Below are 24,729 nucleotides of genomic sequence, written 5' to 3'. Positions count from 1 at the left end.
TTTAACTCTCGACGCTGCCTAATTGTTCTGAATAAGATGGACATGCTGCAATTCAATGGTGCGATCGCGCATGGCCTCCAATGACCCTCGCCACGATAACGACAGAGACTTTCAACTTCGCCAACGGGAAGCTGATTTAAAGAAACGAGAACTAGAGATTCGGCTCCGTGAACTAGAAGCAGAACTGCATCAGCATCCTCCAGCCACTCCTGTCACTCAAGTCGAAGTGCAAACGGTTTATCCTCAAAAGTCAGCTACTCCAGAAACACGCTGGCAGCGCTGGAAACGGTCAATCGGCAATTTTGCGAAGTTCTGCATCTTAGTGGTGGTTGTCCTAGTTGCAATTCGCGTTTCGTTTTGGCTAGCCAATATCATCATCATCGGCACAGCCGCTTTTGTTGCTTACAAGCTATTTTTCGAAAGCAAGCCGAATCAGTAGCCATTGCACATGCATGCACGATTCGAAAAGCAGAGAGCCTGTTGCGGCAACCGCAACAGGCTCTCTGCTTTTCGAATCTCAAATCTATGGCACAATGCTCAGCGTAAACGAGTGTTGTCCTGTGCCCTGCTCACCAACATAGACAGAGTACTGACCCTGATCCCAGAGTCCTGGAATTTCAATTTTGCCATCGGCATATTCATCTGCCATCACGCAGTGAACCTGACCGTTGGGGCCACGTACCAACAGCGTTAGAGTTGCCAAGGCGGGGCTCTCAACTCGAAATCGGAGCGATGTTAAATCTGCATTGACCTGTACCTGTTGATGAGGACTGGCCGGAATATTGCCACACGAACTGGACTGACTACCACCCGATTGACCACTCATGCTGATCACATTTGTGAGCGGGGTAGATATCACGTCTCCATGTGCTACTTGAGTTCCTAGCAAAAGTACAGAGATCGCAACGGGAAGAACAAACCACCGTGGAGAACTTTTCATTATTCGTACTCCCCAAAATTGACAAAGCAAAACAGCATGGCTGGAATAGGAACGCTGTTACTAACGATACTAACTGGTTGGCTGAACCCCAATGGCAGATTTATGACACTTCTGCGATCGCACGTTGAACCGTACCACATTTAGCCACGTATATTTTGGATTGTTCGATGAACTCAACTAAAACTGGCGCAAGAACCGCAAGTCGCTTTGATAGAGACGACGAATATCGTCAATCTCGTGCAGTACCATTGCTAATCGCTCAACGCCCATACCAGCGGCAAAGCCAGTGTAAACCTCTGGATCGTAGCCGACGGCCTTGAGTACATTGGGATCAACCATGCCGCAGCCCAAAACTTCTAGCCACTTACCTTTCCACTGAATATCCACTTCGGCTGAGGGTTCAGTGAACGGGAAATAGCTGGGGCGCAGTCGAATGGGGACATCGCCAAATAAGGCATCAATGAAGACGCGAATTGTGCCCTTCAAATCGCTGAACGTTAGCCCTTCATCTACAGCTAAAATTTCAACCTGATGAAAGACGGCTGAGTGGGTTGAATCTACCGTGTCGCGACGATAGCAGCGCCCAGGCGAAACGATGCGAATGGGTGGTTCCGTTTGCTCCATGTAGCGGATTTGCACGTTGGAGGTATGCGTCCGCATCAGATTGCCATCGGGCAGATAAAGCGTGTCCTGCATATCCCTTGCGGGATGATCGGGTAGGAAATTCAGCGCTTCAAAGTTGTAATAGTCTGTTTCCATTTCCGGGCCTTGAGCCACGGTATAACCCAGTCCGATGAAAATATCGACCAGTCGGTCAACCATGCCGTTGATGGGATGGACTCGACCTTGAGGCCGATAGGTTCCTGGCATTGTCACATCAAGCGTTTCAGCCTCTAGCTGAGCCTGAATAGCAGCTTCTTGCAGCGTCTCACGCTTAGTATCTAGATCAGACTGCACCGCTTCTTTAACGGTGTTCGCCAACGAGCCAATCTTGGGTCGATCACTGGCATCGAGTTTGCCCATTCCTTTCAAGATTTGGGACAAATCGCCCTTTTTGCCAAGATATTTAACGCGCATCTGCTCCAGATCGTCGAGCGAATCTACGGCTGCGATCGCACGTTGAGCTTCAGCTTGTAGGGCAGTCAGTTGCGCTTCCAGATCAGTTAAGGTGGTCATGCCAGTTTGCAATATGTTCGTAGGTCTAACTCTTGGGTTCAAATGGGCAATTGAATGCCAATTTTGTTTACCTTACCAGTGTAAATGGACAAACCCCATCCCGGACAGACCTTTTTTGTGAACCCTGCTGATCAGTTTATTCGTTGGTGGTTAATTGCTGATGTATAAGCGCAATTAGCTGCGCCACAGTTTATTTTCAATATCGCGCATTTGGCGCTCTAAGCGATCCAAACGACCCCGCAGCTCATCCATCTCGGCCTGACGAGGCACGCCCAAATCTTGCAACACACGACGGAGCTGTCGCTGCATCTGATCTTCAAAGTTCGTCTGTTCGGTGCGAATTTGCCCCATCAGATCATCGACAAAATTATTGGCCTGATCTGGGTCGAGTCGTCCTTCTTTGACCCACTGATCGCTAACCTCCCGCAGCTTTTCAGCCACCAGCGAGGTGGTACCAACACCGATCATGAGCAACTGTTTTAGCAGGGTGTTTGTGTCCATATCCTTGTCTCTACAGATTGTGCTTCCCAAAGACAGCCTATCGTTTCTCTATAGGAAGCTACAGTCGTGTTTACCGTCAAGTGTTTGCTCGGTTTAATTTCGGCTTTTATTCAAACAGTACGGAGCCGAAGGACACATCGCGTCCTTTTGCTCCGCACTGTTTGGTTTGGATTATCAACGGAGAGGGAGGGATTCGAACCCTCGATGCCCTTGCGGACATAACGGTTTTCGAGACCGTCGCATTCAACCACTCTGCCACCTCTCCTGGTGGGGTTTCATCGCCTATCTTATACTAATTTTGGATTTTGGATTGACGATTTTGGATTCGCTCCATGATGTTCAAGCGCAAATACCGTTCGCCTCTTCCACCTCTACATCCCTTTGCAGATCTCTGCCCTCGAATTCCTTGGCTCCTTCTAAATCATTGCACCTTGCTAGCAGTCCTCTTTTCCTTGACTCCCTTTACACCTTCACAACCCCTCCCACTCTCTTCCCCCTTTACTCCCCAACTCCCCCTTCCGCCAACGCCACAAACTGCCGCTCCGGTGTCCACTGAATTGCCCCGTCTCGTTGCGTCCAAAATACCTGAATATCGCGCTCTTCTAGCTTTTCCTCTGTATCTGGCCTCAATCTGCCAAATGCGATCGCAACTTCCGGTTTAATCTGCTCCAGCACCTGATCTTGAATAAAACCGCCATACCACAGCAGCACGTCAACATCTTGCAGCACTTTGGTTTGGCGTAGGCTGTCTTGCACGTCTTTACCGAGAAATTCCACAATCAGCCACGTTTGATCTTGAAATTTAACTTGGATCATACTGGGATCGCTGTAGATAACTTGGGTTTGAATTTGCCCTGTTTGATTCGTTTGAGTAGTCGGCAAGGGCTGGATGGTTAAACCAGGGATCGACTCAAAAGCGTGAACGCTGAATAGTTGAGTGATCGGCGTTTTGGCCTGTAGGGATTTCCATCCGTCTGATTGATCGGCTGCGATGGTGGGTGCGATCGCAGCGGCAATTCGATTAACCCCGTCCTGTTGCAGCATGGGCAAAATGCCGTGCCGCACCGTTTTCTCGTTGCCGTCGGTAATCAGATGGGTTTGAGTGCGATCTCGCAAGATGACTGTTGGAAAATCGGCATCCAGCACCGTCAACTCTACTGTTGCTGCCCGCGCATAGCCAATCGGAACTGCAACTATTGCCAACGCCAGCGCACTCGCCATCCATCGCCGCTTTTGCCACCAGGGTTGCAGCCAGCTCAGGAAAATCAACCCGTAAATCAGCAGCATTTGCGGCAGCAAAATCTTACCAACTGCGTAGCTACTGCCTGGTAGGCTATTGCAGATGTTGACCAGGAAAATTAAAACCTCCACAATCTTGCCAAGTGACCATGATGCAATGAGCTGGTAAAAATCAGTCCAGCCAATAGCAGTCAAGACTAAACCAACGGGAATTGTGACGATCCCGCCCAGCGTGATCACGATAATCAGCGGTGTGGTCAGAATATTCAGAATAATGCTGTAAGGCGACACTACCCCAAAGGCAAACAGCGCCAGCGGCAGTGTCCATAGAAATGCTGCGATTGGCACCGATACCAGTGCCGCAATGGTTGGCGGCATCCAGTCCAAGGCTTTTGTCAGTGGCTGTACGGTAACGACTAGCCCTAACGTTGCTAGTACGCTCAGCCAAAAACCTAAACTGCCCATCCACAACGGATTGAACAGCAGCAGTAAAAAGACAACTCCGGCCAGCGCCGCGTACTGTTTAACCCGGCGCTCCATCACCATGCCAATTAAACCACCCACGCCCATCAAGGCCGCTCGCATGACGCTGGGTTGAATTCCGGTGAGGCCAACGTAGAAAATTAGCACGCTAATGCCGATTCCCAGCCGTGTTTTTGCTCCCAATCCCCGCGTTGCCCAAATGACCACCGAGAGTAAAAGCGATACATGAAAACCTGACGCTGCTAATGTATGGGCTAAACCCGCTTTCATAAAGGCATCTTGCAGATCGTAAGGCACATTGGCGGCCTGCCGTCCCAGCACCATGCCACCAACGAGTTCACCATTAGGACTGCCTAAACCTGTGATTAATGCATCAACAATGTGCGATCGCACGTTTGCCAATTCATATTGCAGTCGTCTAACACCCCAATCCGGCGGATCAGTAGATGAACAGTTATCTAAACAGTTGAAAGACTTCGTGCTGTAAAGACTAACGCCCGCAAATATGCCCTGCCGTTTTAGATAGGCTTGGAAGTCAAATGCACCGGGATAATCAGCCGGTTTAGGCTCGTAGAGTTTGCCCGTAATTTGGACTTTTTGCCCTGGATAAACATCCTGTTTGGCTGTTTCAGATTCCTGCGCTGTGTTGGCGTTCTCTTGAGGCAGAGTAACGTAAACTTTACCTGTTACAGCCTCAACCGAACCAAGTAACTGACCGTTTTTGTCTTGATTCTGAATCTCATCTGCTTCTAGAGTGAAACGAATACGATCGCCACGGGTGATTTGGGCTGGACTATCGACCCATCCAGTAATGACCTGCTCAATTGCTGCATCTGAAGTATTCTCAGTCTGGATATATTGACTCACGTCGTTTGCACCGACTTTGGGAAATCGCATGGCCCACCAGCTTGCGGCCAGCAGCGCGACTAGTCCAGCGACAATCCAGGTATTTCGATTCGGCCCAGTCCGCCAGCGACGAGGTAGCGTAAACGCAAAAATCAAGCTCAGCCCTAGCAGTCCTAGCCCACCGTAAACACCGCGAATCGGCTCATGATGCAGCGCCAGCCATTCTGCGGTGCCTAATCCCAACACATACGCGCCAATAATAGACCAGCTTTGAAGCGATCGCATTGCTAGTTTTCCTTTCTCAGATAGATGCACCTGAAATCTAGCTATCCCAAAATCTTGGCTTCATTACCAGCTCAGTCAGCGGACAAAATGTAAAAGAGCCTCTAGTTTACGAACTAGAGGCTCTTTTACTCAAATAGGGTGGTTTCAGCTGCGATCGCACCTGTAAATATCGCAACTTAATGCTATTTCTTCACTCAGCACTCAATCTCTTTTTAGCACTGGTAGTAAAACCGGTCTTAAATCGATAATCCCAGTTTCAGACCCAATACTGCATGGACAAGCAGTGCACACAGCGCAAAGCTCCCAACGTAGGCGTGAACCGTACGCAGTGACTTGTTGCCCCTAAAATTCAATGACAATGCACCATTGAGCGCAAGCAACCCAACCACAATCGTACCTGTCCAAAAGTGATAGCTCTCAAAAATCTGCTGACCCTGCATGACCAGCGACAAAACACCACCCGTGTAGCCCAACGCAATGAATGTAAACATCCAAGGAGCAAGCTTGCGATGTCCAGTACGGCTCTCTGTCACAACCTCCGCATCGGAAGCTGTGCGTATTTTCCAGCCCGTTAAGCCAACAAAACTACCCATCGCCACAACGACAATCCCCATCATCAAAGGATGGCCCCAATGCACAATCGGTTCTGGCAGGTTGAACTGTGCAAACCAATTTGCGATCGGCTCCAAATAGCCCCGAATCGTCGATACCATACCTATCCCTTGAAATCTTTAAGAAACATTAAGTATTCTATCTGAGCTTTGGGGTAAGACAAGGTAGCTAGGTTTACTCAACTGCCATTAGGGAATGTACGCGTAATTAAATTTCGGCGTTGCTTGTCACAACTGCTGGTTGTGGAGCCGAGGCTTGAGCCTTACAGAGAGGAAATCCTAACTGCTCACGCTGCTCTAGATAAAGTTGGGCAACCCGTCGGGCCAAACTTCTCACCTGTCGAATGTAGCGAGTCCGCTCCGTAACTGAAATAACTCCCCGCGCATCCAACAGGTTAAACGTGTGAGAGCACTTCAGTACGTAGTCGTAGGCAGGCAGCACTAAACCCTTAGCCATTAACTGCTCCGCCTCCTGCTGATACAAGTTGAACAGCGTAAATAGCAGCTCCGAATTAGATGCCTCAAAGTTATAGGTGGAATGTTCAATTTCACCCTGCATATGAACATCCCCATAACTTAGCGTTTCGTTCCACTGAATTTTTGCGATCGCATCCACCTCTTGCAGATACATCGTCAATCGCTCTAAACCATAGGTCAGCTCAATGGATACCGGGTCGCAGTCAATCCCGCCACACTGTTGGAAATAGGTGAACTGAGTAATTTCCATCCCGTCTAGCCACACTTCCCAGCCAACACCCCAAGCACCAACTGCTGCATCTTCCCAGTTATCTTCCACAAACCGGATATCGTGATCCTCCGGCTGAATTCCCAAAGCTCTGAGCGAATCCAAGTAGACATCCTGAATATCCGGCGGGGACGGCTTGATCAACACTTGGTACTGATAGTAATGTTGATATCGATTAGGATTTTCACCATACCGACCATCCGCAGGCCGCCGACACGGTTCAACATAAGCAACCGACCACGGCTCTGGCCCAATCGCCCGCAGAAACGTATGTGGACTTTTCGTTCCAGCTCCTTTCTCAGTATCATACGGCTGCACAATCAAACAGCCGCGATCGCTCCAAAACTGATGCAAAGTGGCAATCACAGATTGAAAATTCACAGCTTCTCCCCGTCCATATCTATCAACGCAGCAAGTTCCCTCTTGATTTATTACCTAAGAGGCCGACTCCTATTGTGCCTGATAGTAATAGCAATCCAACTGGAATTTGCCCATCAGCTTCTGGATTTTGGATTTTCCACCTGTCGTGAAATGGGATAGAAATCAGGTCAAAAGTCTTCCCAATAGATGTTTTGACTATCTGCTGCATCCTGACCTAAACATTTCACCCAACAATCCTAGATTTTTTCTGTCCAGTTAAATAACCTTTCCAAATCCCTGCACCTCTTGTTTTATCTACCTTTGAGGTTTCCCGAAAAAGTCCAAGAGAAGGTATTGACAGTTTCATGCAGAGTCGTTATATTGATAAAGCGCTGGAGGAGAGAGCGTTTGTGCTGAGCTCCTTGAGCGAGAAACGGAACCTCGACATAAGAATAGTTCAGAAGCCAAGAACATCACATCTCGTCAAGGAAAAGACAGATGGTGGGCTAGTTTAGCAAAGCTTACCAAATTTTAATATATTCCGGATACGAGTCGATACGTTTCTTAACGTAAGAGAATCGTATTTGGAGCCAAAAAACTTTCTAAGTTTTTAACACGGAGAGTTTGATCCTGGCTCAGGATGAACGCTGGCGGCGTGCTTAACACATGCAAGTCGAACGCAGAACGCCCTTCGGGGTAAGTATGAGTGGCGGACGGGTGAGTAACGCGTGAGAATCTGCCTTCAGGAGGGGGACAACCACTGGAAACGGTGGCTAATACCCCATATGTCTACGGATGAAACAGTTTTCTGCCTGAAGATGAGCTCGCGTCTGATTAGCTAGTTGGTGAGGTAAGAGCTCACCAAGGCGACGATCAGTAGCTGGTCTGAGAGGATGATCAGCCACACTGGGACTGAGACACGGCCCAGACTCCTACGGGAGGCAGCAGTGGGGAATTTTCCGCAATGGGCGAAAGCCTGACGGAGCAACGCCGCGTGAGGGAGGACGGCCTGTGGGTTGTAAACCTCTTTTCTCAGGGAAGAAGATCTGACGGTACCTGAGGAATAAGCATCGGCTAACTCCGTGCCAGCAGCCGCGGTAAGACGGAGGATGCAAGCGTTATCCGGAATTATTGGGCGTAAAGCGTCCGCAGGTGGCTATTCAAGTCTGCTGTCAAATTCCAGGGCTCAACCCTGGTTCGGCAGTGGAAACTGGATAGCTAGAGTACGGTAGGGGCAGAGGGAATTCCTGGTGTAGCGGTGAAATGCGTAGATATCAGGAAGAACACCGGTGGCGAAAGCGCTCTGCTGGGCCGTAACTGACACTCATGGACGAAAGCTAGGGGAGCGAAAGGGATTAGATACCCCTGTAGTCCTAGCTGTAAACGATGGATACTAGGTGTTGGACGTATCGACCCGTTCAGTACCGTAGCTAACGCGTTAAGTATCCCGCCTGGGGAGTACGCACGCAAGTGTGAAACTCAAAGGAATTGACGGGGGCCCGCACAAGCGGTGGAGTATGTGGTTTAATTCGATGCAACGCGAAGAACCTTACCAGGGCTTGACATGTCCAGAATCCTCGGGAAACCGAGGAGTGCCTTCGGGAGCTGGAACACAGGTGGTGCATGGCTGTCGTCAGCTCGTGTCGTGAGATGTTGGGTTAAGTCCCGCAACGAGCGCAACCCTCGTTTTTAGTTGCCATCATTCAGTTGGGCACTCTAGAGAGACTGCCGGTGACAAACCGGAGGAAGGTGGGGATGACGTCAAGTCAGCATGCCCCTTACGTCCTGGGCTACACACGTACTACAATGCTTCGGACAAAGGGCAGCCAGACCGCGAGGTTGAGCTAATCCCATAAACCGAGGCTCAGTTCAGATTGCAGGCTGCAACTCGCCTGCATGAAGGAGGAATCGCTAGTAATCGCAGGTCAGCATACTGCGGTGAATACGTTCCCGGGCCTTGTACACACCGCCCGTCACACCATGGAAGCTGGCCACGCCCGAAGTCGTTACCCCAACCGTTCGCGGAGGGGGACGCCGAAGGCAGGGCTGGTGACTGGGGTGAAGTCGTAACAAGGTAGCCGTACCGGAAGGTGTGGCTGGATCACCTCCTTTCAAGGAGACCTACCCTACTTAGACGTGCGAAAACTGATAGAGCACCTAAGTAAGGTCATCCTAGGTCGGTCGAGATGATTATTATTGGTTTCTGAACTATCGAGGGGCCGGATATGGGCTATTAGCTCAGGTGGTTAGAGCGCACCCCTGATAAGGGTGAGGTCCCTGGTTCGAGTCCAGGATGGCCCACTCGTGGGGGTATAGCTCAGCTGGTAGAGCGCCTGCTTTGCAAGCAGGATGTCAGCGGTTCGAGTCCGCTTACCTCCACCAGATTTAATAATTCAGCACTATTTCTAAACTACTGAGCAGACAAGCTATCAGTAGCTAGAAAGGCTGCTGGATTAGACCAGCAAAGAACCTTGAAAACTGCATAGAGAAAAGAGATGTCAGGTAGATGTTGACGAAGCTATGAATCAGCAATGATTGATGGTTCAGTCACGAACAGACACCAATGTAAGTAAATGGTCAAGCTATCAAGGGCTTACGGCGGATACCTAGGCACACAGAGGCGATGAAGGACGCGGTTACCGGCGATATGCCACGGGGAGTTGGAAGCAAGCAGTGATCCGTGGGTTTCCGAATGGGGCAACCCTAAGTACGGCCAGTTGAATCCATAGACTGGCACGAGCCAACCCAGCGAATTGAAACATCTTAGTAGCTGGAGGAAGAGAAAGAAAACTCGATTCCCTGAGTAGCGGCGAGCGAAACGGGAAGAGCCTAAACCAGTGGTTTTTACTGCTGGGGTTGTGGGACGGCAATGTGGACTAGAAAGGTTAGACGAAGCAGCTGAATACTGCACCAGAGGGGGTGAAAGTCCCGTAGTCGAAAACTGAACTAGCCTAGCCGGATCCCGAGTAGCACGGGGCACGTGAAATCCCGTGTGAATCCGCGAGGACCACCTCGTAAGGCTAAATACTCCTGTGTGACCGATAGTGAAACAGTACCGCGAGGGAAAGGTGAAAAGAACCCCGGGAGGGGAGTGAAATAGAACATGAAACCGTAAGCCTACAAGCAGTCGGAGTCCGATTTAACGGATGACGGCGTGCCTGTTGAAGAATGAGCCGGCGACTTATAGGCACTGGCGGGTTAAGGCGGAAATGCCGGAGCCAGAGGGAAACCGAGTCTGATAAGGGCGACTATGTCAGTGTTTATAGACCCGAACCCGGGTGATCTAACCATGTCCAGGATGAAGCTTGGGTAACACCAAGTGGAGGTCCGCACCGACCAATGTTGAAAAATTGGCGGATGAGGTGTGGTTAGGGGTGAAATGCCAATCGAACCCGGAGCTAGCTGGTTCTCCCCGAAATGTGTTTAGGCGCAGCGGTAACGATTATAACTGGGGGGTAAAGCACTGATTCGGTGCGGGCTGCGAGAGCGGTACCAAATCGAGTCAAACTCTGAATACCCAGTGCACACGTTGCCAGTGAGACGGTGGGGGATAAGCTTCATCGTCGAGAGGGAAACAGCCCAGACCACCAGCTAAGGTCCCCAAATTAACACTAAGTGGGAAAGGAGGTGGGAGTGCAGAGACAACCAGGAGGTTTGCCTAGAAGCAGCCATCCTTGAAAGAGTGCGTAATAGCTCACTGGTCAAGCGCTCCTGCGCCGAAAATGAATGGGACTAAGTGTTATACCGAAGCTGTGGACTTACTACGTAAGTGGTAGGGGAGCGTTCTGTAGTAGTTAGAAGCATTAGCGAAAGCAGGTGTGGACGAATCAGAAGTGAGAATGTCGGCTTGAGTAGCGAAAACATTGGTGAGAATCCAATGCCCCGAAACCCTAAGGGTTCCTCCGGAAGGCTCGTCCGCGGAGGGTTAGTCGGGACCTAAGGCGAGGCCGAAAGGCGTAGTCGATGGCCAACGGGTTAACATTCCCGTACCGACGTTAGATTGTGAAGAGGGACGGAGAAGGCTAAGCCAGCCGGATGTTGGTTACCGGCGTAAGTGTTCAAGGTGATGAGGGTCGGCGAAAACGACCTGAGCTGAGGCACGAGTCCGACCCGCTACGGCGGGGAAGTGGTGTATGTCAGGCTTCCAAGAAAAGCTCTATCCACGTTAATCTAACGTTGCCCGTACCCGAAACCGACACAGGTAGGGAGGTTGAGAATACCAAGGGGCGCGAGATAACTCTCTCTAAGGAACTCGGCAAAATGGCCCCGTAACTTCGGGAGAAGGGGTGCCACCGAGAGGTGGTCGCAGTGAAGAGTCCCAGGCGACTGTTTACCAAAAACACAGGTCTCCGCTAAGTCGCAAGACGATGTATGGGGGCTGACGCCTGCCCAGTGCCGGAAGGTTAAGGAAGTGGGTTAGCTTCGGCGAAGCTCGCGACTGAAGCCCCGGTGAACGGCGGCCGTAACTATAACGGTCCTAAGGTAGCGAAATTCCTTGTCGGGTAAGTTCCGACCCGCACGAAAGGCGTAACGATCTGGGAGCTGTCTCGGAGAGAGGCTCGGCGAAATAGGATTGTCTGTGAAGATACGGACTACCTGCACCCGGACAGAAAGACCCTATGAAGCTTTACTGTAGCCTGGAATTGGGTTCGGGCTTTGTTTGCGCAGGATAGGTGGGAGACTATGAAGCAGTCCTTGTGGGGACTGTGGAGTCACTGGTGAGATACCACTCTAACAAGGCTAGAATTCTAACCCTTACCCGTTATCCGGGAAGGGAACAGTTTCAGGTGGGCAGTTTGACTGGGGCGGTCGCCTCCTAAAAGGTAACGGAGGCGCGCAAAGGTTCCCTCAGGCTGGTTGGAAATCAGCCGCAGAGTGTAAAGGCAGAAGGGAGCTTGACTGCAAGAGCTACAACTCGAGCAGGTACGAAAGTAGGCCTTAGTGATCCGACGGTTCCGCGTGGAAGGGCCGTCGCTCAACGGATAAAAGTTACTCTAGGGATAACAGGCTTATCTCCCCCAAGAGTTCACATCGACGGGGAGGTTTGGCACCTCGATGTCGGCTCATCGCAACCTGGGGCTGTAGTAGGTCCCAAGGGTTGGGCTGTTCGCCCATTAAAGCGGTACGTGAGCTGGGTTCAGAACGTCGTGAGACAGTTCGGTCCATATCCGGTGCAGGCGTAAGAGTATTGAGAGGATTCCTCCTTAGTACGAGAGGACCGGGAGGAACGCACCGCTGGTGTACCTGTTATCGTGCCAACGGTAGACGCAGGGTAGCCATGTGCGGAGAGGATAACCGCTGAAAGCATCTAAGTGGGAAGCCCACCTCAAGATGAGTACTCTCACTGGGTTAGCCAGGTAAGGTCACGGGAAGAACACCCGTTGATAGGTTCTAAGTGGAAGTTCAGTAATGGATGAAGCTGAGGAATACTAACAGACCGAGGGCTTGACCATATCTACATTTGGGTCTGAACTTGACATCTTTCTATGCAGTCTTCAGGGTTCTTCCTTCTCTACAGGAAGCTCAACCCAATCAGTTTCCTGGTGCCAATGGCGCACTGGCCCCACTCCAACTCCATCCCGAACTTGGTTGTGAAACGGTGCAGCGGCGAAGATACTTTGGGGGTTGCCCCACGGGAAAATAGCTCGGTGCCAGGTCAATCATTCAAGCAGAAAGGAGCTCATCAGCTGATGAGCTCCTTTCTTGATTTTTTATTTCGTTTTTTCTCAAGTGTGAATTAGTACAGAATCTAATAGGGCATTGTAGAAACCTTTGAGCATGGTATGCTGAAAGACCGGAAACCTTGATGTTGTAAGCAATGTTGACTGTAAATCGTCCTGCTACAGAATCTGCTTTTCCCCTTACGGCTGTTGTTGGTCAAGAGGCTATTAAACTGGCGCTGTTGTTGTCGGCCGTTGATCCTGCTCTTGGGGGTGTGATTATTGCGGGTCGTCGCGGTACGGCCAAATCAGTAATGGCACGAGCGATTCATGCATTGTTGCCGCCAATTGAAGTTATTGAAGGCACTTGCTGCAACTGTAATCCGTCTCAGCCCAGTGAGTGGGACGATGAAACCCAGCAGCGTTTTGCTGCCGATACTCTGATTGAAAGTTTGCCTACTAAGGTGGTTCCCGCTCCCTTCGTCCAGATCCCTCTAGGTGTAACTGAGGATCGACTAATTGGATCGGTAGACGTAGCGCAGTCAATTAAGCGAGGCGAAACTATTTTTCAGCCGGGCCTTTTGGCTGAAGCCCATCGCGGTGTGATTTATGTTGATGAGATCAACCTGCTTGATGATCAGATTTCTAATTTGCTCCTGGGTGCATTGACTGAAGGTCGTAATCAGATTGAGCGGGAAGGTATTAGCTTTCAGCATCCATGCAATCCGCTGCTGATTGCAACCTATAACCCTGAAGAAGGGACAGTGCGAGAACACCTGCTGGATCGGTTTGCGATCGCACTTTCTGCTGATATGGTTCTAGGTTTAGATCAGAGAGTTCAAGCTGTCGAACAAGCGACGGGCTATTCTGATTCTCCACAACAGTTTTTAGAACAGTACGCTGAAGATTTGGATGGTCTGAAGACCCAAATTATTCTGGCGCGGGAATGGCTCAAAGATGTTCAAATCAGCCATGACCAGATTGAGTATTTGGTGAATGAAGCTTTGCGTGGCGGTGTTCAGGGCCATCGAGCCGAACTCTATGCCGTTCGTGTTGCAAAGGCTCATGCTTCACTAGAAGGGCGCACTCAGGTTAATGCTGAAGATTTGCGTAAAGCCGTTGAACTGGTCATCGTGCCGCGTTCGACGATTGTGCAAACACCGCCGGATGAGCCACCGCCGCCGCCTCAGGAACCCCCCCCGCCACCGCCTCAGGATCGGTCGGAGCAGGAGCAAGATGATTCCGAGGAGGAGAACGAGGAAGAGGAGCAGGACGAGCCGGAAGATCAGTCTACGCCGGATTTACCAGAAGAGTTTGTCTTTGATCCAGAAGGGGTGATTCTCGATCCCTCGGTGCTGTATTTTGCTCAGATGGCAAATCGGCAGGGCAAATCCGGTAGTCGCAGTATGATCTTTTCCGATGAGCGGGGGCGGTATATCAAACCGGTAATGCCGCAGGGAACAACGATGCGAATTGCGGTGGATGCAACGCTGCGTTCGGCGGCACCATATCAAAAAGCGCGGCGAGCCCGACAGCCAAATCGTCGCGTAATTGTGGAACAGAGTGATATTCGGGCTAAGCGGCTCGCGAGGAAAGCGGGATCGCTGGTGATTTTTGTTGTAGATGCATCAGGTTCAATGGCGCTGAATCGAATGCAGTCGGCTAAAGGGGCAGTGATGCGGTTGCTGACGGAAGCGTACCAAAGCCGCGATCAAGTGGCCCTGATTCCCTTCCGGGGTGAACAAGCCGATGTACTGCTGCCCCCAACTCGTTCAATTGCTGCTGCTCGGCGACGACTGGATCGATTGCCCTGTGGTGGTGGTTCGCCACTAGCACATGGTCTGACTCAAGCGGTGCGAGTTGGCGTTAATGCGCAGCAGTCGGGCGATGTCGGTCAGGTGATGATTGTGGCGATTACGGATGGTCGCGGCAACATTCCTCTTGCTCGTTCCTTAGGTGAAGAGCTGGATCCGAGTGAAAAGCCTGACATTAAGGGTGAACTACTGGATATTGCTGGACGAATCCGGGCGATGGGCATTCAACTTCTCGTCGTTGATACTGAGAATAAGTTCGTCTCGACCGGTTTTGCCAAAGAACTGGCGAAGCAGGCGGGCGGTAAGTATTACCATCTACCGAAGGCGACGGATCAGGCGATTGCCGCGATGACCAAAGGCGCGATCGCAGATATGAAAGCCAAGTAAGCCAAATTTGTTTCTAAAAAACACACTGCCTTGATTAGGTTAGCGCTGCTAGCTTGTGTCGAGGCAGTTTTGCTATTTTTAGATGTCGGCTCAAACGCCATTCAATCAAAGGAATTCGGCCAGCATGTTCAAATTGATCACCCTTCTGTTAACGAGCAGTTTGACCGTGATGGCAGGGGCAACCCTTGCTCCAGCGCTTCCGCAAATCGAGGCGTTCTTTGCAGATGAACCTAACGCAGCATTTTGGGTCAAGCTGATGTTGACCATGCCTGCTCTATTTAGCGCCATTGGTGCACCATTGTCCGGCGCGATTGCAGACTGGCTCGGACGCAAACCGCTTCTACTTGGTGCCGCGATTTTATATGGCTTAGCGGGATCATCAGGGCTCGTCTTGAGTTCAATTACGGGGTTGCTGATTGGACGGGCGCTGTTGGGTTTTGCAGTTGCAGGCGTCATGACTGCTTCCACGGCCCTCATTGCTGATTACTATCACGGTGCCGAGCGCAATCACATTATGGGCGTGCAATCGGCCTTCATGGGATTTGGTGGCGTTGTATTTCTTGTTTTGGGCGGAGTGCTGGCAGACGTTGACTGGCGGTTCCCCTTTGCTATTTATCTCACCGCGCTTGTGGCGGCAGTTATGGTGGCGCTATCCATTCATGAACCAACACGAGAAAAAGCGCGCGAGAACTTGAAAGCTAAGCGCGATCAGGCTGCCGCACTATTAGATTCATCAGCTCAGAAGGAAACGACCGCAGTCTTTGGACGATTCAAGTCGTCATTCAGCGGTGAAGCATCGTTTGTGCCTGTGCTCATGGGTATTTATCTACAGGTTTTTGTCTTTATGGCGGTGTTTTACATTGTGCCTGTGCAGCTTCCGTTTTATCTAAATACGCTGAGCGCAGGGATTAGCAACACCGCTACTGGAATTGCGATCGCATCCTTGGAACTCGCCTGCGCTATTTTTTCACTGTATTACCGTCCGATGAAACAGCGGTTTAGCTTTAGCCAAATTCTCGCCATTGGCTTTCTTAGCTTTGGCGTTGGATATTTAATAGTTGCGATCGCGCAATCTTACGCAGTCGTTCTTATTGGTTTAATCATTGCTGGTATTGGATTTGGGGTACTGATTCCCAATGCAAACGTATGGCTAAATGCCATTACTCCAACTGCTGCTCGCGGACGAGCGGTCGGTGGGCTCAGCACCAGCGTCTTTCTGGGCCAGTTTTTTTCACCGATATTGAGTCAACCGCTGATTCAACAAACTGGATCAGGCGCAACCTATGGACTAGTCGGTATCGGTATGAGTGCGATCGCAATCATGGTTTTGGTCAGTACTCAAATCTACAACCCAGATCGCAGCCGTTAACCGAGAGCTGTAGCGGCTTGTTCTTAGTAGATTGCCTGACAAGTTGATAGAACCTGCTGATCAGTTTCGCTGATCGTTTCAATGGCATGAAAGCCTTCTAAACCAAAGGGTGCAGCGGCATCTGTTCCAGCAACAACTGCATTGCTCGCTAAGGCGACTTCGTAAGGATACGTGGTTTGGTCGTAGCTGTTGGTGATGTTTAGGGCCAGCTGTTCGCCAACGACTTCGCCGTGAAAGCAATCAAACGAGGATTGGGGCATGTAGAATGCGCCAACAACCTTTTGGTCTTGCATGGTGAAGACTATATAGGTTGCGCCAATTTGCTCTGCTGTAGCTGACTGGCCGAACAGGTATGTTTTAGCGGTTGATTCAACAGCAGGTGAATTGGAGGCAACCAATTCAGCTTGGGGCTTTACTTTCTGGGGAACGCTGACACCATCAGCCTTAGCTTGAGGGAAGGTGACGGCAGTAATGATCAATGCCAAGGTCAGTAGTAATCCAGTCACGATGCGCTCAACCGGAGTAGAGGACTGAGTGGCAGCAATTGATTTGAGGTAGAGGCGAGTATGAAGTGTCATGGCACAGACCGATCGGGTTAGGGGCAGTAGCGAGCAAGTGAAGCGCTTGCTTGTTACTTATAAGGATCCACGATCGGTTAGCAAAATTCCGTGATAGTGCCCATCAAATTCTTGTGATTCTGAGCATAGCTCTGTAGTGATACGGATCACGCTGCTATCGAGATTTGAAACTAGCGGGAGAAGATCTAAAGTCGCCTTTCAACTAGGATTGCCTTATGAAGCTGATTCAAACTTCCCCAAAGTTCCACCTTGTACGCAATCCGCTTGCAAAAGTAGGTTTTAGGGTTTGTGAAAGTTAGTCTATGCCAAATTTTACAAACCATAGTTCGGGTTCTTCCCCAGCGGATTCAGGATTAAAATCATCGCTTTTATGAACAGTTAATCATGTTACGGGCAAAGCAGTTCTTACTGTCTGGATATAGTGTTGCGGTTGTCGCCAGTCTGTTGGCAGTGTTGCTACGGTTTCTGCTGGTACCTCTGCTTTTTGACAATGCGCCGCTGTTGATCTTCATCATGCCCGTCCTGTTGAGTGCTTGGTATGGCGGTCTACAGCCCGGTTTATTGGCCACCGCATTGTCTGCACTGCTAGGAACCTATTTTTTTGTTGCTCCTCAATCTAGCCTTGGTGGCCTCGACATTGGCAACTTTACTCGCGTGACGATTTTCGTGGTTGAGGGCATTTGCATCAGTGGACTCAGTGAAGCCTTACGAGACGCTAAAAAACGTGCTGAGCGGGTGTCCTCGCAGTTGAGCGAACGCGAAGAACAGTATCGGCTGTTGGTAGAAGAGGTTCGAGATTACGCTATTTTTGGCCTCGATCCTCAAGGTCGGGTGATAAGCTGGAACAAAGGCGCAGAGCTGATGCAAGGCTATACCGCTGCGGAAGCATTGGGACGGCACTTTTCCCTGTTCTACACTGAAGCTGCGATCGCACAGGGTGAACCTGATTGCACGCTACAAATTGCAGTTGCCGAAGGACGAGTTGAAGATAGGGGATGGCGTAGACGCAAAGACGGCTCACTCTTTTGGGCGGATGTGGTGATTACAGCACTACGAGATGAACAGGGGCAGCTTTGTGGCTTTTCGAAAGTGATGCGTGATATTACCCAACGACTGCAAAGCGAGGAGGCGCTACAGGAAAGTTACGGGTTGCTGCACGCTGTGATTGAGGGAACAGGAAATGCCATTTTTGTTAAAGATCGGCAGGGACGGTATAAACTCATAAACTCTGCTGTTGCCCATATTATGGGGCTCTCTAAAGCTGAAATTTTGGGCAAAGACGATACCGCCTTGCTGCCTTTGGATGCTGCGACTGTCCTCCGGCAACTTGACTCTATCGTTATGGAAACGGGCACGTCTCACGTTTTTGAGGAAGAAATTGAAGAGGCGGATGGAATTCATACCTTTCTCTCCACCAAAGATCCCTATCAAGACGCTCAAGGCAACATTGTCGGTGTGATTGGCGTTTCCCGTGATATTACCGATCGCAAGCAGGCAGAAGCAGCCCTGCGGCGATCAGCACAGCGGCTCGAAACGCTACAGCAGATTGACCGGGCGATTCTGCAAGCGACCAGCCCTAAAACCATCGCCCAAACTGCCCTCCGTCGTCTGCGAGATGCGATCGCATTTCAGCAAGCGATGGTGGCTTTGTTCAACGCCGAAATCAATGAAGCGTATGTACTGGCGGGACAAGTGGATTCCCAGTCACACGGTTCCGTTTTGCCCATTGAAGCCTTGTCTTTGCCCGCCCGCTTGTGCAATCGGGACGGTATTTGCTACATCCGAGATTTGGTAACGATGCCGGAACGCCCACCGCTGTTTGAACAGGCTGTTGCAGATGGCAGCCGCAGTGCTGTGGTGGTGGCACTGCTGGCGGAAAATAAGCTGATTGGCAATCTGTATATACTGGCGGATCAACTCGCTGCTTTTGACTCAGAAAGCCTGGAGATTGCGCAGGAAGTTGCCAACCAACTTGCGATCGCAATTCAGCAGGCCCAGCTACGAGAACAACTACAACGTCATGCAGCGGAATTAGAGCATCGGGTAGCTGAACGTACGGCCCGGCTTGAAGAAACCAACCAAGAATTAGAAGCGTTTACGTATTCGGTTTCCCATGATTTGCGAGCGCCGCTGCGGACGATTCAAGGATTTGCCCAAGCTTTTTTGGAAGACTGCGGCCAGCAGCTAGAGGATGTTTGCCACAGCTACGTTCATTCCATTGTTGATGATGCCGTTCAGATGAATGGGTTAATTAGCGATTTGCTGAACTATAGCCGTTTGACGCGCACTCAAATCAGCTTACAGCCCACGTCTCTGGATGAGGTTGTGCAAGAAGCCCGGAAGCAACTGACGACTGAAATTCAGGACAAACAGGCTCAGCTTCAGATTGCGGCTCCTTTACCCCCCGTAATCGCTCATCGATCAACTCTGATTCAAGTCGTTACAAATCTGATCAGTAATGCCATTAAGTTTGTGGAATCCGATACACAACCTCAGATAGATATCTTTGCGACCACGGAGCGCCAAGATCAGCAAAACTGGATCCGTTTATGGATTATCGACAATGGCATAGGCATTGCACCTGAGCACCAAGAGCGAGTATTCCGCGTCTTCGAACGTCTGCATGGTGCCGAAAGCTACCCCGGTACGGGCATTGGCTTGGCCATCGTTCGTAAAGGGCTAGACCGAATGGGAGGACGAGTGGGCGTGGAATCGCAACTGGAGCAAGGAAGCCATTTTTGGATTGCGCTGCCGAGTGCTGTTCTCAGCTTGAATTGCTTAACCGATGACAAAACCTCTTCGCATTCTCTTGATCGATGATAATCGCAGCGATCGCGCTTTAGTAATTCGAGAACTGGAGCGAAATTTTGACCAACTGATTATTGAGGAAGTAACTAACTCCATCCAGTTTAATCATGAACTCGAACTGGGTAATTTTGACGCGGTGATTACTGATTTTCAACTGCGCTGGGCGATTGGACTCGATATTTTGGAAAAGGTGCGACAGCGCTATCCCAATTGTCCGGTGGTTATGTTTACGAATACCGGAACTGAAGAGATTGCGGTTGAAGCGATGAAGCTTGGACTGGATGACTACATCATTAAACAGCCCAACCGCTACCTGCGAGTTCCGATCGCTGTTCAAACTGCCTTAGAGAGACGAGCCGCTCAGCGACGAGCGGCGCTCCTGGAAATCCGGCTACAGGGTCTCCTGAATCAGGTCAAAATTGGTATTTTCCGATTCCAGGCAAACGGCACTATCATCGAAGCCAATCGGGCTTTTCTAGAGCTACTCGGTGCAGAATCATTGGCTCAAGTTAACGCCATGAACGGACTGGATATCTGCGATCGCTATATTGAACTTGTTAACTCGCCGCCACCGCAGCAGCAGGAGCAACAGGTGCAGCTACAGCGCAGCGATGGGACTTCGTTTTGGGCACTGTTGACCATCACCTTGAATATGGTCGAAGGTGTGACGGTTGCCGACGGCCTATTGGAAGACATCACCGAGCGTAAACAGGCTGAAACGGCGCTTCAAGAATTAAATGCCACCCTAGAAGCACGAGTACAGGAACGGACGGCTCAACTGCAAGCAGCCAACCAAGAGCTGGAGGCGTTTACGTATACTGCGTCTCATGATCTCGGTTCGCCCCTACGGGCCATTCAAGGATATGCCCGCATTCTACTCGATGAGGTCGGTGAAACTCTGGATGGCAGGCATCTAGACGTTCTACAGCGCATTGCAACCAATGCGAGGCACCTCGCTCTCTTCATGTCCGACCTGTTGTCCTACAGCCGTTTTCGTCAAATTGAAATCGAGCTGGCATCGGTTAGCTTGTCTGAGGTATGGACAGAAGTATTAACTCGATTAGAACCGGAAATTCAAGCGCGGCAGGCACAGATTCAACTTCAGGAACCGTTGCCAACCGTACAGGCCAACCGTCCCGTTCTTATCCAGGTGCTCACCAACTTACTCGCCAACGCAATTAAATTTGTCGCTGAAGGGGTACAGCCCCAAGTGCAAGTATGGGCAGAGCCGCACGATCGGTATATTCGGTTGTGGATAGAGGATAATGGAATTGGGATTGCCCCTGATCAGCAGGAGCAAATTTTTAGACCCTTTACCCGCCTGCATTCTGAAGAAGATTATCCGGGCACTGGAATTGGTTTGGCGACTGCGCGTAAAGGCATTGAGCGTATGGGCGGACAGATGGGCGTTGAATCTCAGGCCGGGCAATGCAGTCGATTTTGGATAACACTACCAACGGCACCGGAGTCCTGAACGGAATCCTGATGCAGGAGTCCTTATGAATATAGAGAATACGATTCTGCTAGTTGAAGATAATCCTAAAGATGTCTTTTTAGTCCAGCGAGCGTTTCGTAAAGCGGAAATCCTTACGCCTCTGCAAGTGGTGAGTGATGGTGATGCGGCTATTCAGTATCTGGCCGGAGAATCACCCTATTGCGATCGCACAACTTATCCACTGCCTGTCCTGGTACTGCTCGATCTCAAACTGCCTCGGAAATCAGGTGCAGAAGTATTATCCTGGATCCGCCAAGAGTCTGCCCTGAAACGGCTACCTGTCGTTGCTTTGACTTCATCGCGAGAATATGCGGATGTCAATCGGATCTATGACCTAGGGGCTAATGCCTACATCGTTAAACCCCCTGATTTCGATCAATTGGTCAATATTCTGAGGACGCTCGATCTGCATTGGATTACCTACAACGAAAAACCCCAAATGGAGTCGGAGTGGTATCAGTGAATTTTGTATGACATCAAACGTTGACTTTCGTTGACTTTTGTAAAGCAAAAACGGGCGTGAGATGGTAATTTGTGAACAGCCAACGGTCGATGCCATCAAGAAGCCTCCCCTTCAGTTGGCTGATTTTGTTTAAGCCATCTTTTCAGTATGCTAAAACCATTTGTCAATACCTTAAACGACTCCAGTGCGGTGTCTCGCTCCGCCAAGGTTGCAGTGGTGGTCGGCACAATTCTGCTAGCAATTAATCATGGAAAAGCGATCGCGCAGGACAAAATGAGTACTGACCGCTGGATTTCGGCAGGGTTGACCTACATGGTGCCGTTTATGGTGAGTCTGCACGGTCAGTCAATGCAGCGGAAGGCGCGATAGCCATTAGCTATGCACTGAATTAGCTATGCGGCGCGATAACCCTATCAAATATGCGCTGATAGCCATCAAATGCTATGTAGGAAAGTGCCACAGGTTTTTTGCTGTAGGAGTTGTACTCTAGTCCTTGAGAACGTAACCGACACCGCGCACAGTTTGGATGAGGCGTTTTTCTTGATTTTCTTCCAGCTTTAATCGCAGGTAACGAATATAAACCTCAATGATGTTGGAATCGCCCATGAAATCGTAGCCCCAGACCTGTTCCAAAATGCGATCGCGAGTTAGTACCTGGCGCGGATTGGTCATGAGATAGTCCAGCAGATCGAATTCTTTGGCGGTCAGCTCAATGGCGCGATCGCCGCGATAGACTTCGCGAGTTTTGCGGTTGAGGGTGAGGTCGTCAAATTGCAGCATGTCTGGATCGTCGGGCTGGGTGCGCCGCAGATGGGCCCGGACTCGTGCTAGCAGTTCTTCAATGCTGAAGGGCTTCACCATGTAGTCATCTGCTCCAGCGTCCAGCCCGGTAACGCGATCGGTGACTTCATCCTTGGCAGTGAGCAGAATCACTGGCACTTGGTTGCCCGTACTGCGTAGGCGACGGCACACTTCCACACCGCTGAGTCCCGGCAGCATCCAGTCCAGAATTAGCAAATCATACTGAGCGTCACGGGCGGCCATCAGTCCAGCCAGACCATCGTGAGCGACATCGACTTTATAGTCTTCGTAACCCAGCTCTAGTTCGATGAAGCGGGCTAGTTTTTCCTCATCTTCTACGAGTAGAATGCGTGCCGTTGTCATGGTTTTAGCCTTTTGTATCGGGAGGTGGAGGAGTGGGAGAGTAGGTGGGTAGGTTTAGGCGGGTAGGGTTACTGTGAAAATGCTGCCTTTGCCGAGTTGGGACTGTACTTCGACTTGGCCGCCCAGGCAAGTGACGAGGGTTTTGACAATCGATAGGCCAAGTCCTGTGCCGCCCGTGGTGCGGCAGCGGTCGGCTTCGATGCGGTAAAACGGCTCGAACAGATGAATCAGGTGCTCTGGGGGAATCCCTTTGCCGCGATCGCAAACCTGGATAACAACTCGTTCTTGCTCTTGGCTGATGCGGAGCAGGATGGGCTGCTTGGCGTTGGCATATTTCACGGCGTTGTCTAATAGATTAATTAAAACTTGCTTGAGCCGTTGCCGATCGCTATAAATCTCTAAGTGAGAATTATTCAGGTCGAGCTGAATGCGATCGCGAAATGTCGGCGTTAGGTTAATAATGTCTAGCGCCAACTCCTTGAGCAGAATCGACTCTCGATGCAAGCGCAGATAGCCACTTTCAGCTCGCGCAAGTTCCAGCAAGTCACCCAATAGGTGCACAGTGCGATCGGCTTCGGAGGCGGCAATTTCGAGTCCTTCTCGCTGCGGATCGGTTAGATTCTGGCAGCGCCGCAGGGTGCTTTGCAGATAGCCATGAACCAGAGTGAGCGGGGTACGCAATTCATGGGAGATATTGCTGACAAATTGGCGCTGCTGTGTCCAAGCCATTGATAGGCGAGACAGCATGTTGTTAAACGCCTGGGCCAGTTCCTGCACTTCAGAGGGGGCTTGGCGTAAATCCAAATGAGCCTGATCTAGATCTTGAGCGGAAACTTCGCCTGCCAGCAAGCTCATTTTGCGCAGTGGTCGCAGCGATCGGCGGATATACCAAGCGATGATCACGGCCATAATGATGGCACCGAAAAAGCTGGCAATGCTCAGAGTACGCACCACCATCAGTAAGCTTCTTTGATCGCGAGTAATGTCTTCGGCAACATAAATACGGCCAATGGGTGCTCCATTGACCTCAAAGGGCCCACCGCAGAGGACTAGATAGCGATCGCCAATGCGCTGCACGTCCGGCCAAACAATTGACCCTGATAGATCCAATAGCTCTTGTGCTGTTCCGTCGCGTTGCCAAGAGGTGGTGTTGAGCGTATCAGATTGGGCAATGGGCTGATCGGTTTGCTGATCGCTAATCCAGAGGACTAGGTTAGGTGTGGTGCGGCTATCGATTGATTTTTGCAGGGCTTCTGGTAAGGACATCATCGTGCGGTAAGCGGCTGTGTCCTGCTCAACCCGCTCGGCAACATTCACGATATTTTCTTTGCGGCTGGCGACAAGAATCTGCTGCATACGCCAGCTTGTCCAGCCCGCAATGCTGCCAATGGCAATCACAGACACCGCCGTCACGCCTGCTGTCAGCCGAAACTGAAGCGACGAGGGCATAATGCGTGTGATCGATTGGCGAAGGGATTGCAGCATAGGGAATGGGTGTTCTAGTTAGTTTTACGCTATCACCTGTTTCTGAGAGTTTGCTGATAAGGGGTTCAGCGTTGCCTTAAAGATAAATGTCCAAGGATAAACGCCGAAGATAAATACTTTACATCGTAGAGTTAGCCCCGCCCATCAAGGTAATTGGTTGAGGTAATCAGTTAAAATGTCTCTACCGAATATGCATTACAGCCATAACTTATCACTAGTATTTGCGCTGTATTTAACTCATCAGTTTTAGCCCTAAATGGGGCAATCGGGTGTATGGGCAGTGCCCAGTTTGCAGTTAATTGAGATAGTTAAAATCGAAT

The 24,729-nt window shown here is 50.5% G+C and carries 16 protein-coding genes, 3 tRNA genes and 3 rRNA genes; 12 read left to right on the top strand and 10 right to left on the bottom strand.

The genetic code is table 11. From position 1 onward, the window contains the following. The first annotated feature begins 55 nt into the window (after nt 1-55). Nucleotides 56-439 carry a hypothetical protein gene (locus AC286M_RS28705; RefSeq protein WP_488207634.1) on the top strand — a complete coding sequence of 128 codons (384 nt, stop codon included), beginning with the start codon at nt 56-58 and terminating at the stop codon, nt 437-439. 84 nt (nt 440-523) lie between these two features. Here the strand turns inward: AC286M_RS28705 and AC286M_RS28700 are convergent, their stop codons facing one another. From AC286M_RS28700 to glyQ, 7 genes are all read right to left on the bottom strand, one after another. Next, on the bottom strand, nt 524-940 hold the full coding sequence (locus AC286M_RS28700) for a hypothetical protein (RefSeq protein WP_488207633.1): 417 nt from the start codon (nt 938-940) through the stop codon (nt 524-526). A gap of 177 nt (nt 941-1,117) precedes the next feature. After that, on the bottom strand, nt 1,118-2,116 hold the full coding sequence (pheS, locus tag AC286M_RS28695) for a phenylalanine--tRNA ligase subunit alpha (protein ID WP_488207632.1): 999 nt from the start codon (nt 2,114-2,116) through the stop codon (nt 1,118-1,120). A 174-nt stretch (nt 2,117-2,290) separates the two neighbouring features. Continuing rightward, the gene (locus AC286M_RS28690) at nt 2,291-2,617 is read right to left on the bottom strand and encodes a phasin family protein (protein ID WP_488207631.1); all 327 of its coding nucleotides are present in this window, start codon (nt 2,615-2,617) and stop codon (nt 2,291-2,293) included. A 178-nt stretch (nt 2,618-2,795) separates the two neighbouring features. After that, nucleotides 2,796-2,882, bottom strand: a tRNA-Ser gene (locus tag AC286M_RS28685). A gap of 233 nt (nt 2,883-3,115) precedes the next feature. After that, nucleotides 3,116-5,470 carry a ComEC/Rec2 family competence protein gene (locus AC286M_RS28680; RefSeq protein WP_488207630.1) on the bottom strand — a complete coding sequence of 785 codons (2,355 nt, stop codon included), beginning with the start codon at nt 5,468-5,470 and terminating at the stop codon, nt 3,116-3,118. Between the two features lie 236 nt (nt 5,471-5,706). Further along, a complete protein-coding gene (locus AC286M_RS28675) occupies nt 5,707-6,183 on the bottom strand; it encodes a DUF4079 domain-containing protein (protein ID WP_488207629.1) in 477 nt (158 codons plus the stop codon). A gap of 106 nt (nt 6,184-6,289) precedes the next feature. Then, nucleotides 6,290-7,207 carry a glycine--tRNA ligase subunit alpha gene (glyQ, locus tag AC286M_RS28670; protein WP_488207628.1) on the bottom strand — a complete coding sequence of 306 codons (918 nt, stop codon included), beginning with the start codon at nt 7,205-7,207 and terminating at the stop codon, nt 6,290-6,292. Nucleotides 7,208-7,798: 591 nt separating this feature from the next. Here glyQ and AC286M_RS28665 point away from each other — a divergent pair. The 7 genes from AC286M_RS28665 to AC286M_RS28635 all read left to right on the top strand — a co-directional run bounded on the left by AC286M_RS28665 (nt 7,799) and on the right by AC286M_RS28635 (nt 16,416). Continuing rightward, nucleotides 7,799-9,298 (top strand): 16S ribosomal RNA (locus tag AC286M_RS28665). A 115-nt stretch (nt 9,299-9,413) separates the two neighbouring features. Then, nucleotides 9,414-9,487 (top strand) — tRNA-Ile (locus tag AC286M_RS28660). Between the two features lie 5 nt (nt 9,488-9,492). Continuing rightward, nucleotides 9,493-9,568: transfer RNA gene (locus AC286M_RS28655), tRNA-Ala, on the top strand. Between the two features lie 193 nt (nt 9,569-9,761). Beyond that, nucleotides 9,762-12,639: ribosomal RNA gene (locus tag AC286M_RS28650) — 23S ribosomal RNA — on the top strand. A gap of 86 nt (nt 12,640-12,725) precedes the next feature. Beyond that, nucleotides 12,726-12,843: ribosomal RNA gene (gene rrf, locus AC286M_RS28645) — 5S ribosomal RNA — on the top strand. Together the 16S, 23S and 5S rRNA genes with 2 tRNA genes alongside form the textbook arrangement of a ribosomal RNA operon. 161 nt (nt 12,844-13,004) lie before the next feature. After that, a complete protein-coding gene (gene bchD / locus AC286M_RS28640; protein WP_488207627.1) occupies nt 13,005-15,047 on the top strand; it encodes a magnesium chelatase ATPase subunit D in 2,043 nt (680 codons plus the stop codon). Between the two features lie 82 nt (nt 15,048-15,129). Continuing rightward, nucleotides 15,130-16,416, top strand: a complete 1,287-nt coding sequence (locus AC286M_RS28635; protein ID WP_488207626.1) for an MFS transporter — start codon at nt 15,130-15,132, stop codon at nt 16,414-16,416. Between the two features lie 23 nt (nt 16,417-16,439). On the opposite strand, the gene AC286M_RS28630 is transcribed toward AC286M_RS28635, so the two are convergent. Beyond that, nucleotides 16,440-16,994: a hypothetical protein gene (locus AC286M_RS28630; protein ID WP_488207625.1), complete on the bottom strand. Its 555-nt coding sequence runs from the start codon at nt 16,992-16,994 to the stop codon at nt 16,440-16,442. 384 nt (nt 16,995-17,378) lie between these two features. On the opposite strand from AC286M_RS28630, the gene AC286M_RS28625 reads away from it, so the two are divergent. From AC286M_RS28625 to nrtS, 4 genes are all read left to right on the top strand, one after another. Further along, nucleotides 17,379-19,814 (top strand): PAS domain S-box protein, encoded by a 2,436-nt coding sequence (locus AC286M_RS28625; protein WP_488207624.1) that lies wholly within the window; start codon nt 17,379-17,381, stop codon nt 19,812-19,814. Next, entirely contained in the window at nt 19,780-21,276 is a 1,497-nt protein-coding gene (locus tag AC286M_RS28620) for a sensor histidine kinase (RefSeq protein WP_488207623.1), read from the top strand. The genes AC286M_RS28625 and AC286M_RS28620 overlap by 35 nt, the downstream gene beginning before the upstream one ends. Before the next feature lie 25 nt (nt 21,277-21,301). Further along, nucleotides 21,302-21,760 (top strand): response regulator, encoded by a 459-nt coding sequence (locus tag AC286M_RS28615; protein ID WP_488207622.1) that lies wholly within the window; start codon nt 21,302-21,304, stop codon nt 21,758-21,760. Between the two features lie 147 nt (nt 21,761-21,907). Further along, a complete protein-coding gene (gene nrtS / locus AC286M_RS28610) occupies nt 21,908-22,129 on the top strand; it encodes a nitrate/nitrite transporter NrtS (RefSeq protein ID WP_488207621.1) in 222 nt (73 codons plus the stop codon). 117 nt (nt 22,130-22,246) lie between these two features. Here the strand turns inward: nrtS and rppA are convergent, their stop codons facing one another. Then, nucleotides 22,247-22,924 (bottom strand): two-component system response regulator RppA, encoded by a 678-nt coding sequence (gene rppA / locus AC286M_RS28605; RefSeq protein ID WP_488207620.1) that lies wholly within the window; start codon nt 22,922-22,924, stop codon nt 22,247-22,249. Between the two features lie 54 nt (nt 22,925-22,978). Beyond that, nucleotides 22,979-24,409: a sensor histidine kinase gene (locus AC286M_RS28600; protein WP_488207619.1), complete on the bottom strand. Its 1,431-nt coding sequence runs from the start codon at nt 24,407-24,409 to the stop codon at nt 22,979-22,981. Nucleotides 24,410-24,729: the final 320 nt, after the last annotated feature.

Source organism: Thainema salinarum CENA647 (assembly GCF_057732415.1).
The sequence above is the reverse complement of the archived record's forward strand: the minus strand, read 5'-3'. Positions and strand labels throughout refer to the sequence as shown.

Bases quoted from the DNA above. Each gene is read 5' to 3' on its own strand.
- AC286M_RS28705 (WP_488207634.1), top strand. From the start codon at position 56: ATGGTGCGATCGCGCATGGCCTCCAATGACCCTCGCCACGATAACGAC.
- AC286M_RS28700 (WP_488207633.1), bottom strand. From the start codon at position 940: ATGAAAAGTTCTCCACGGTGGTTTGTTCTTCCCGTTGCGATCTCTGTA.
- pheS (WP_488207632.1), bottom strand. From the start codon at position 2,116: ATGACCACCTTAACTGATCTGGAAGCGCAACTGACTGCCCTACAAGCT.
- AC286M_RS28690 (WP_488207631.1), bottom strand. From the start codon at position 2,617: ATGGACACAAACACCCTGCTAAAACAGTTGCTCATGATCGGTGTTGGT.
- AC286M_RS28680 (WP_488207630.1), bottom strand. From the start codon at position 5,470: ATGCGATCGCTTCAAAGCTGGTCTATTATTGGCGCGTATGTGTTGGGA.
- AC286M_RS28675 (WP_488207629.1), bottom strand. From the start codon at position 6,183: ATGGTATCGACGATTCGGGGCTATTTGGAGCCGATCGCAAATTGGTTT.
- bchD (WP_488207627.1), top strand. From the start codon at position 13,005: ATGTTGACTGTAAATCGTCCTGCTACAGAATCTGCTTTTCCCCTTACG.
- AC286M_RS28635 (WP_488207626.1), top strand. From the start codon at position 15,130: ATGTCGGCTCAAACGCCATTCAATCAAAGGAATTCGGCCAGCATGTTC.
- AC286M_RS28630 (WP_488207625.1), bottom strand. From the start codon at position 16,994: ATGACACTTCATACTCGCCTCTACCTCAAATCAATTGCTGCCACTCAG.
- AC286M_RS28625 (WP_488207624.1), top strand. From the start codon at position 17,379: ATGTTACGGGCAAAGCAGTTCTTACTGTCTGGATATAGTGTTGCGGTT.
- AC286M_RS28620 (WP_488207623.1), top strand. From the start codon at position 19,780: ATGACAAAACCTCTTCGCATTCTCTTGATCGATGATAATCGCAGCGAT.
- AC286M_RS28615 (WP_488207622.1), top strand. From the start codon at position 21,302: ATGAATATAGAGAATACGATTCTGCTAGTTGAAGATAATCCTAAAGAT.
- nrtS (WP_488207621.1), top strand. From the start codon at position 21,908: ATGCTAAAACCATTTGTCAATACCTTAAACGACTCCAGTGCGGTGTCT.
- rppA (WP_488207620.1), bottom strand. From the start codon at position 22,924: ATGACAACGGCACGCATTCTACTCGTAGAAGATGAGGAAAAACTAGCC.
- AC286M_RS28600 (WP_488207619.1), bottom strand. From the start codon at position 24,409: ATGCTGCAATCCCTTCGCCAATCGATCACACGCATTATGCCCTCGTCG.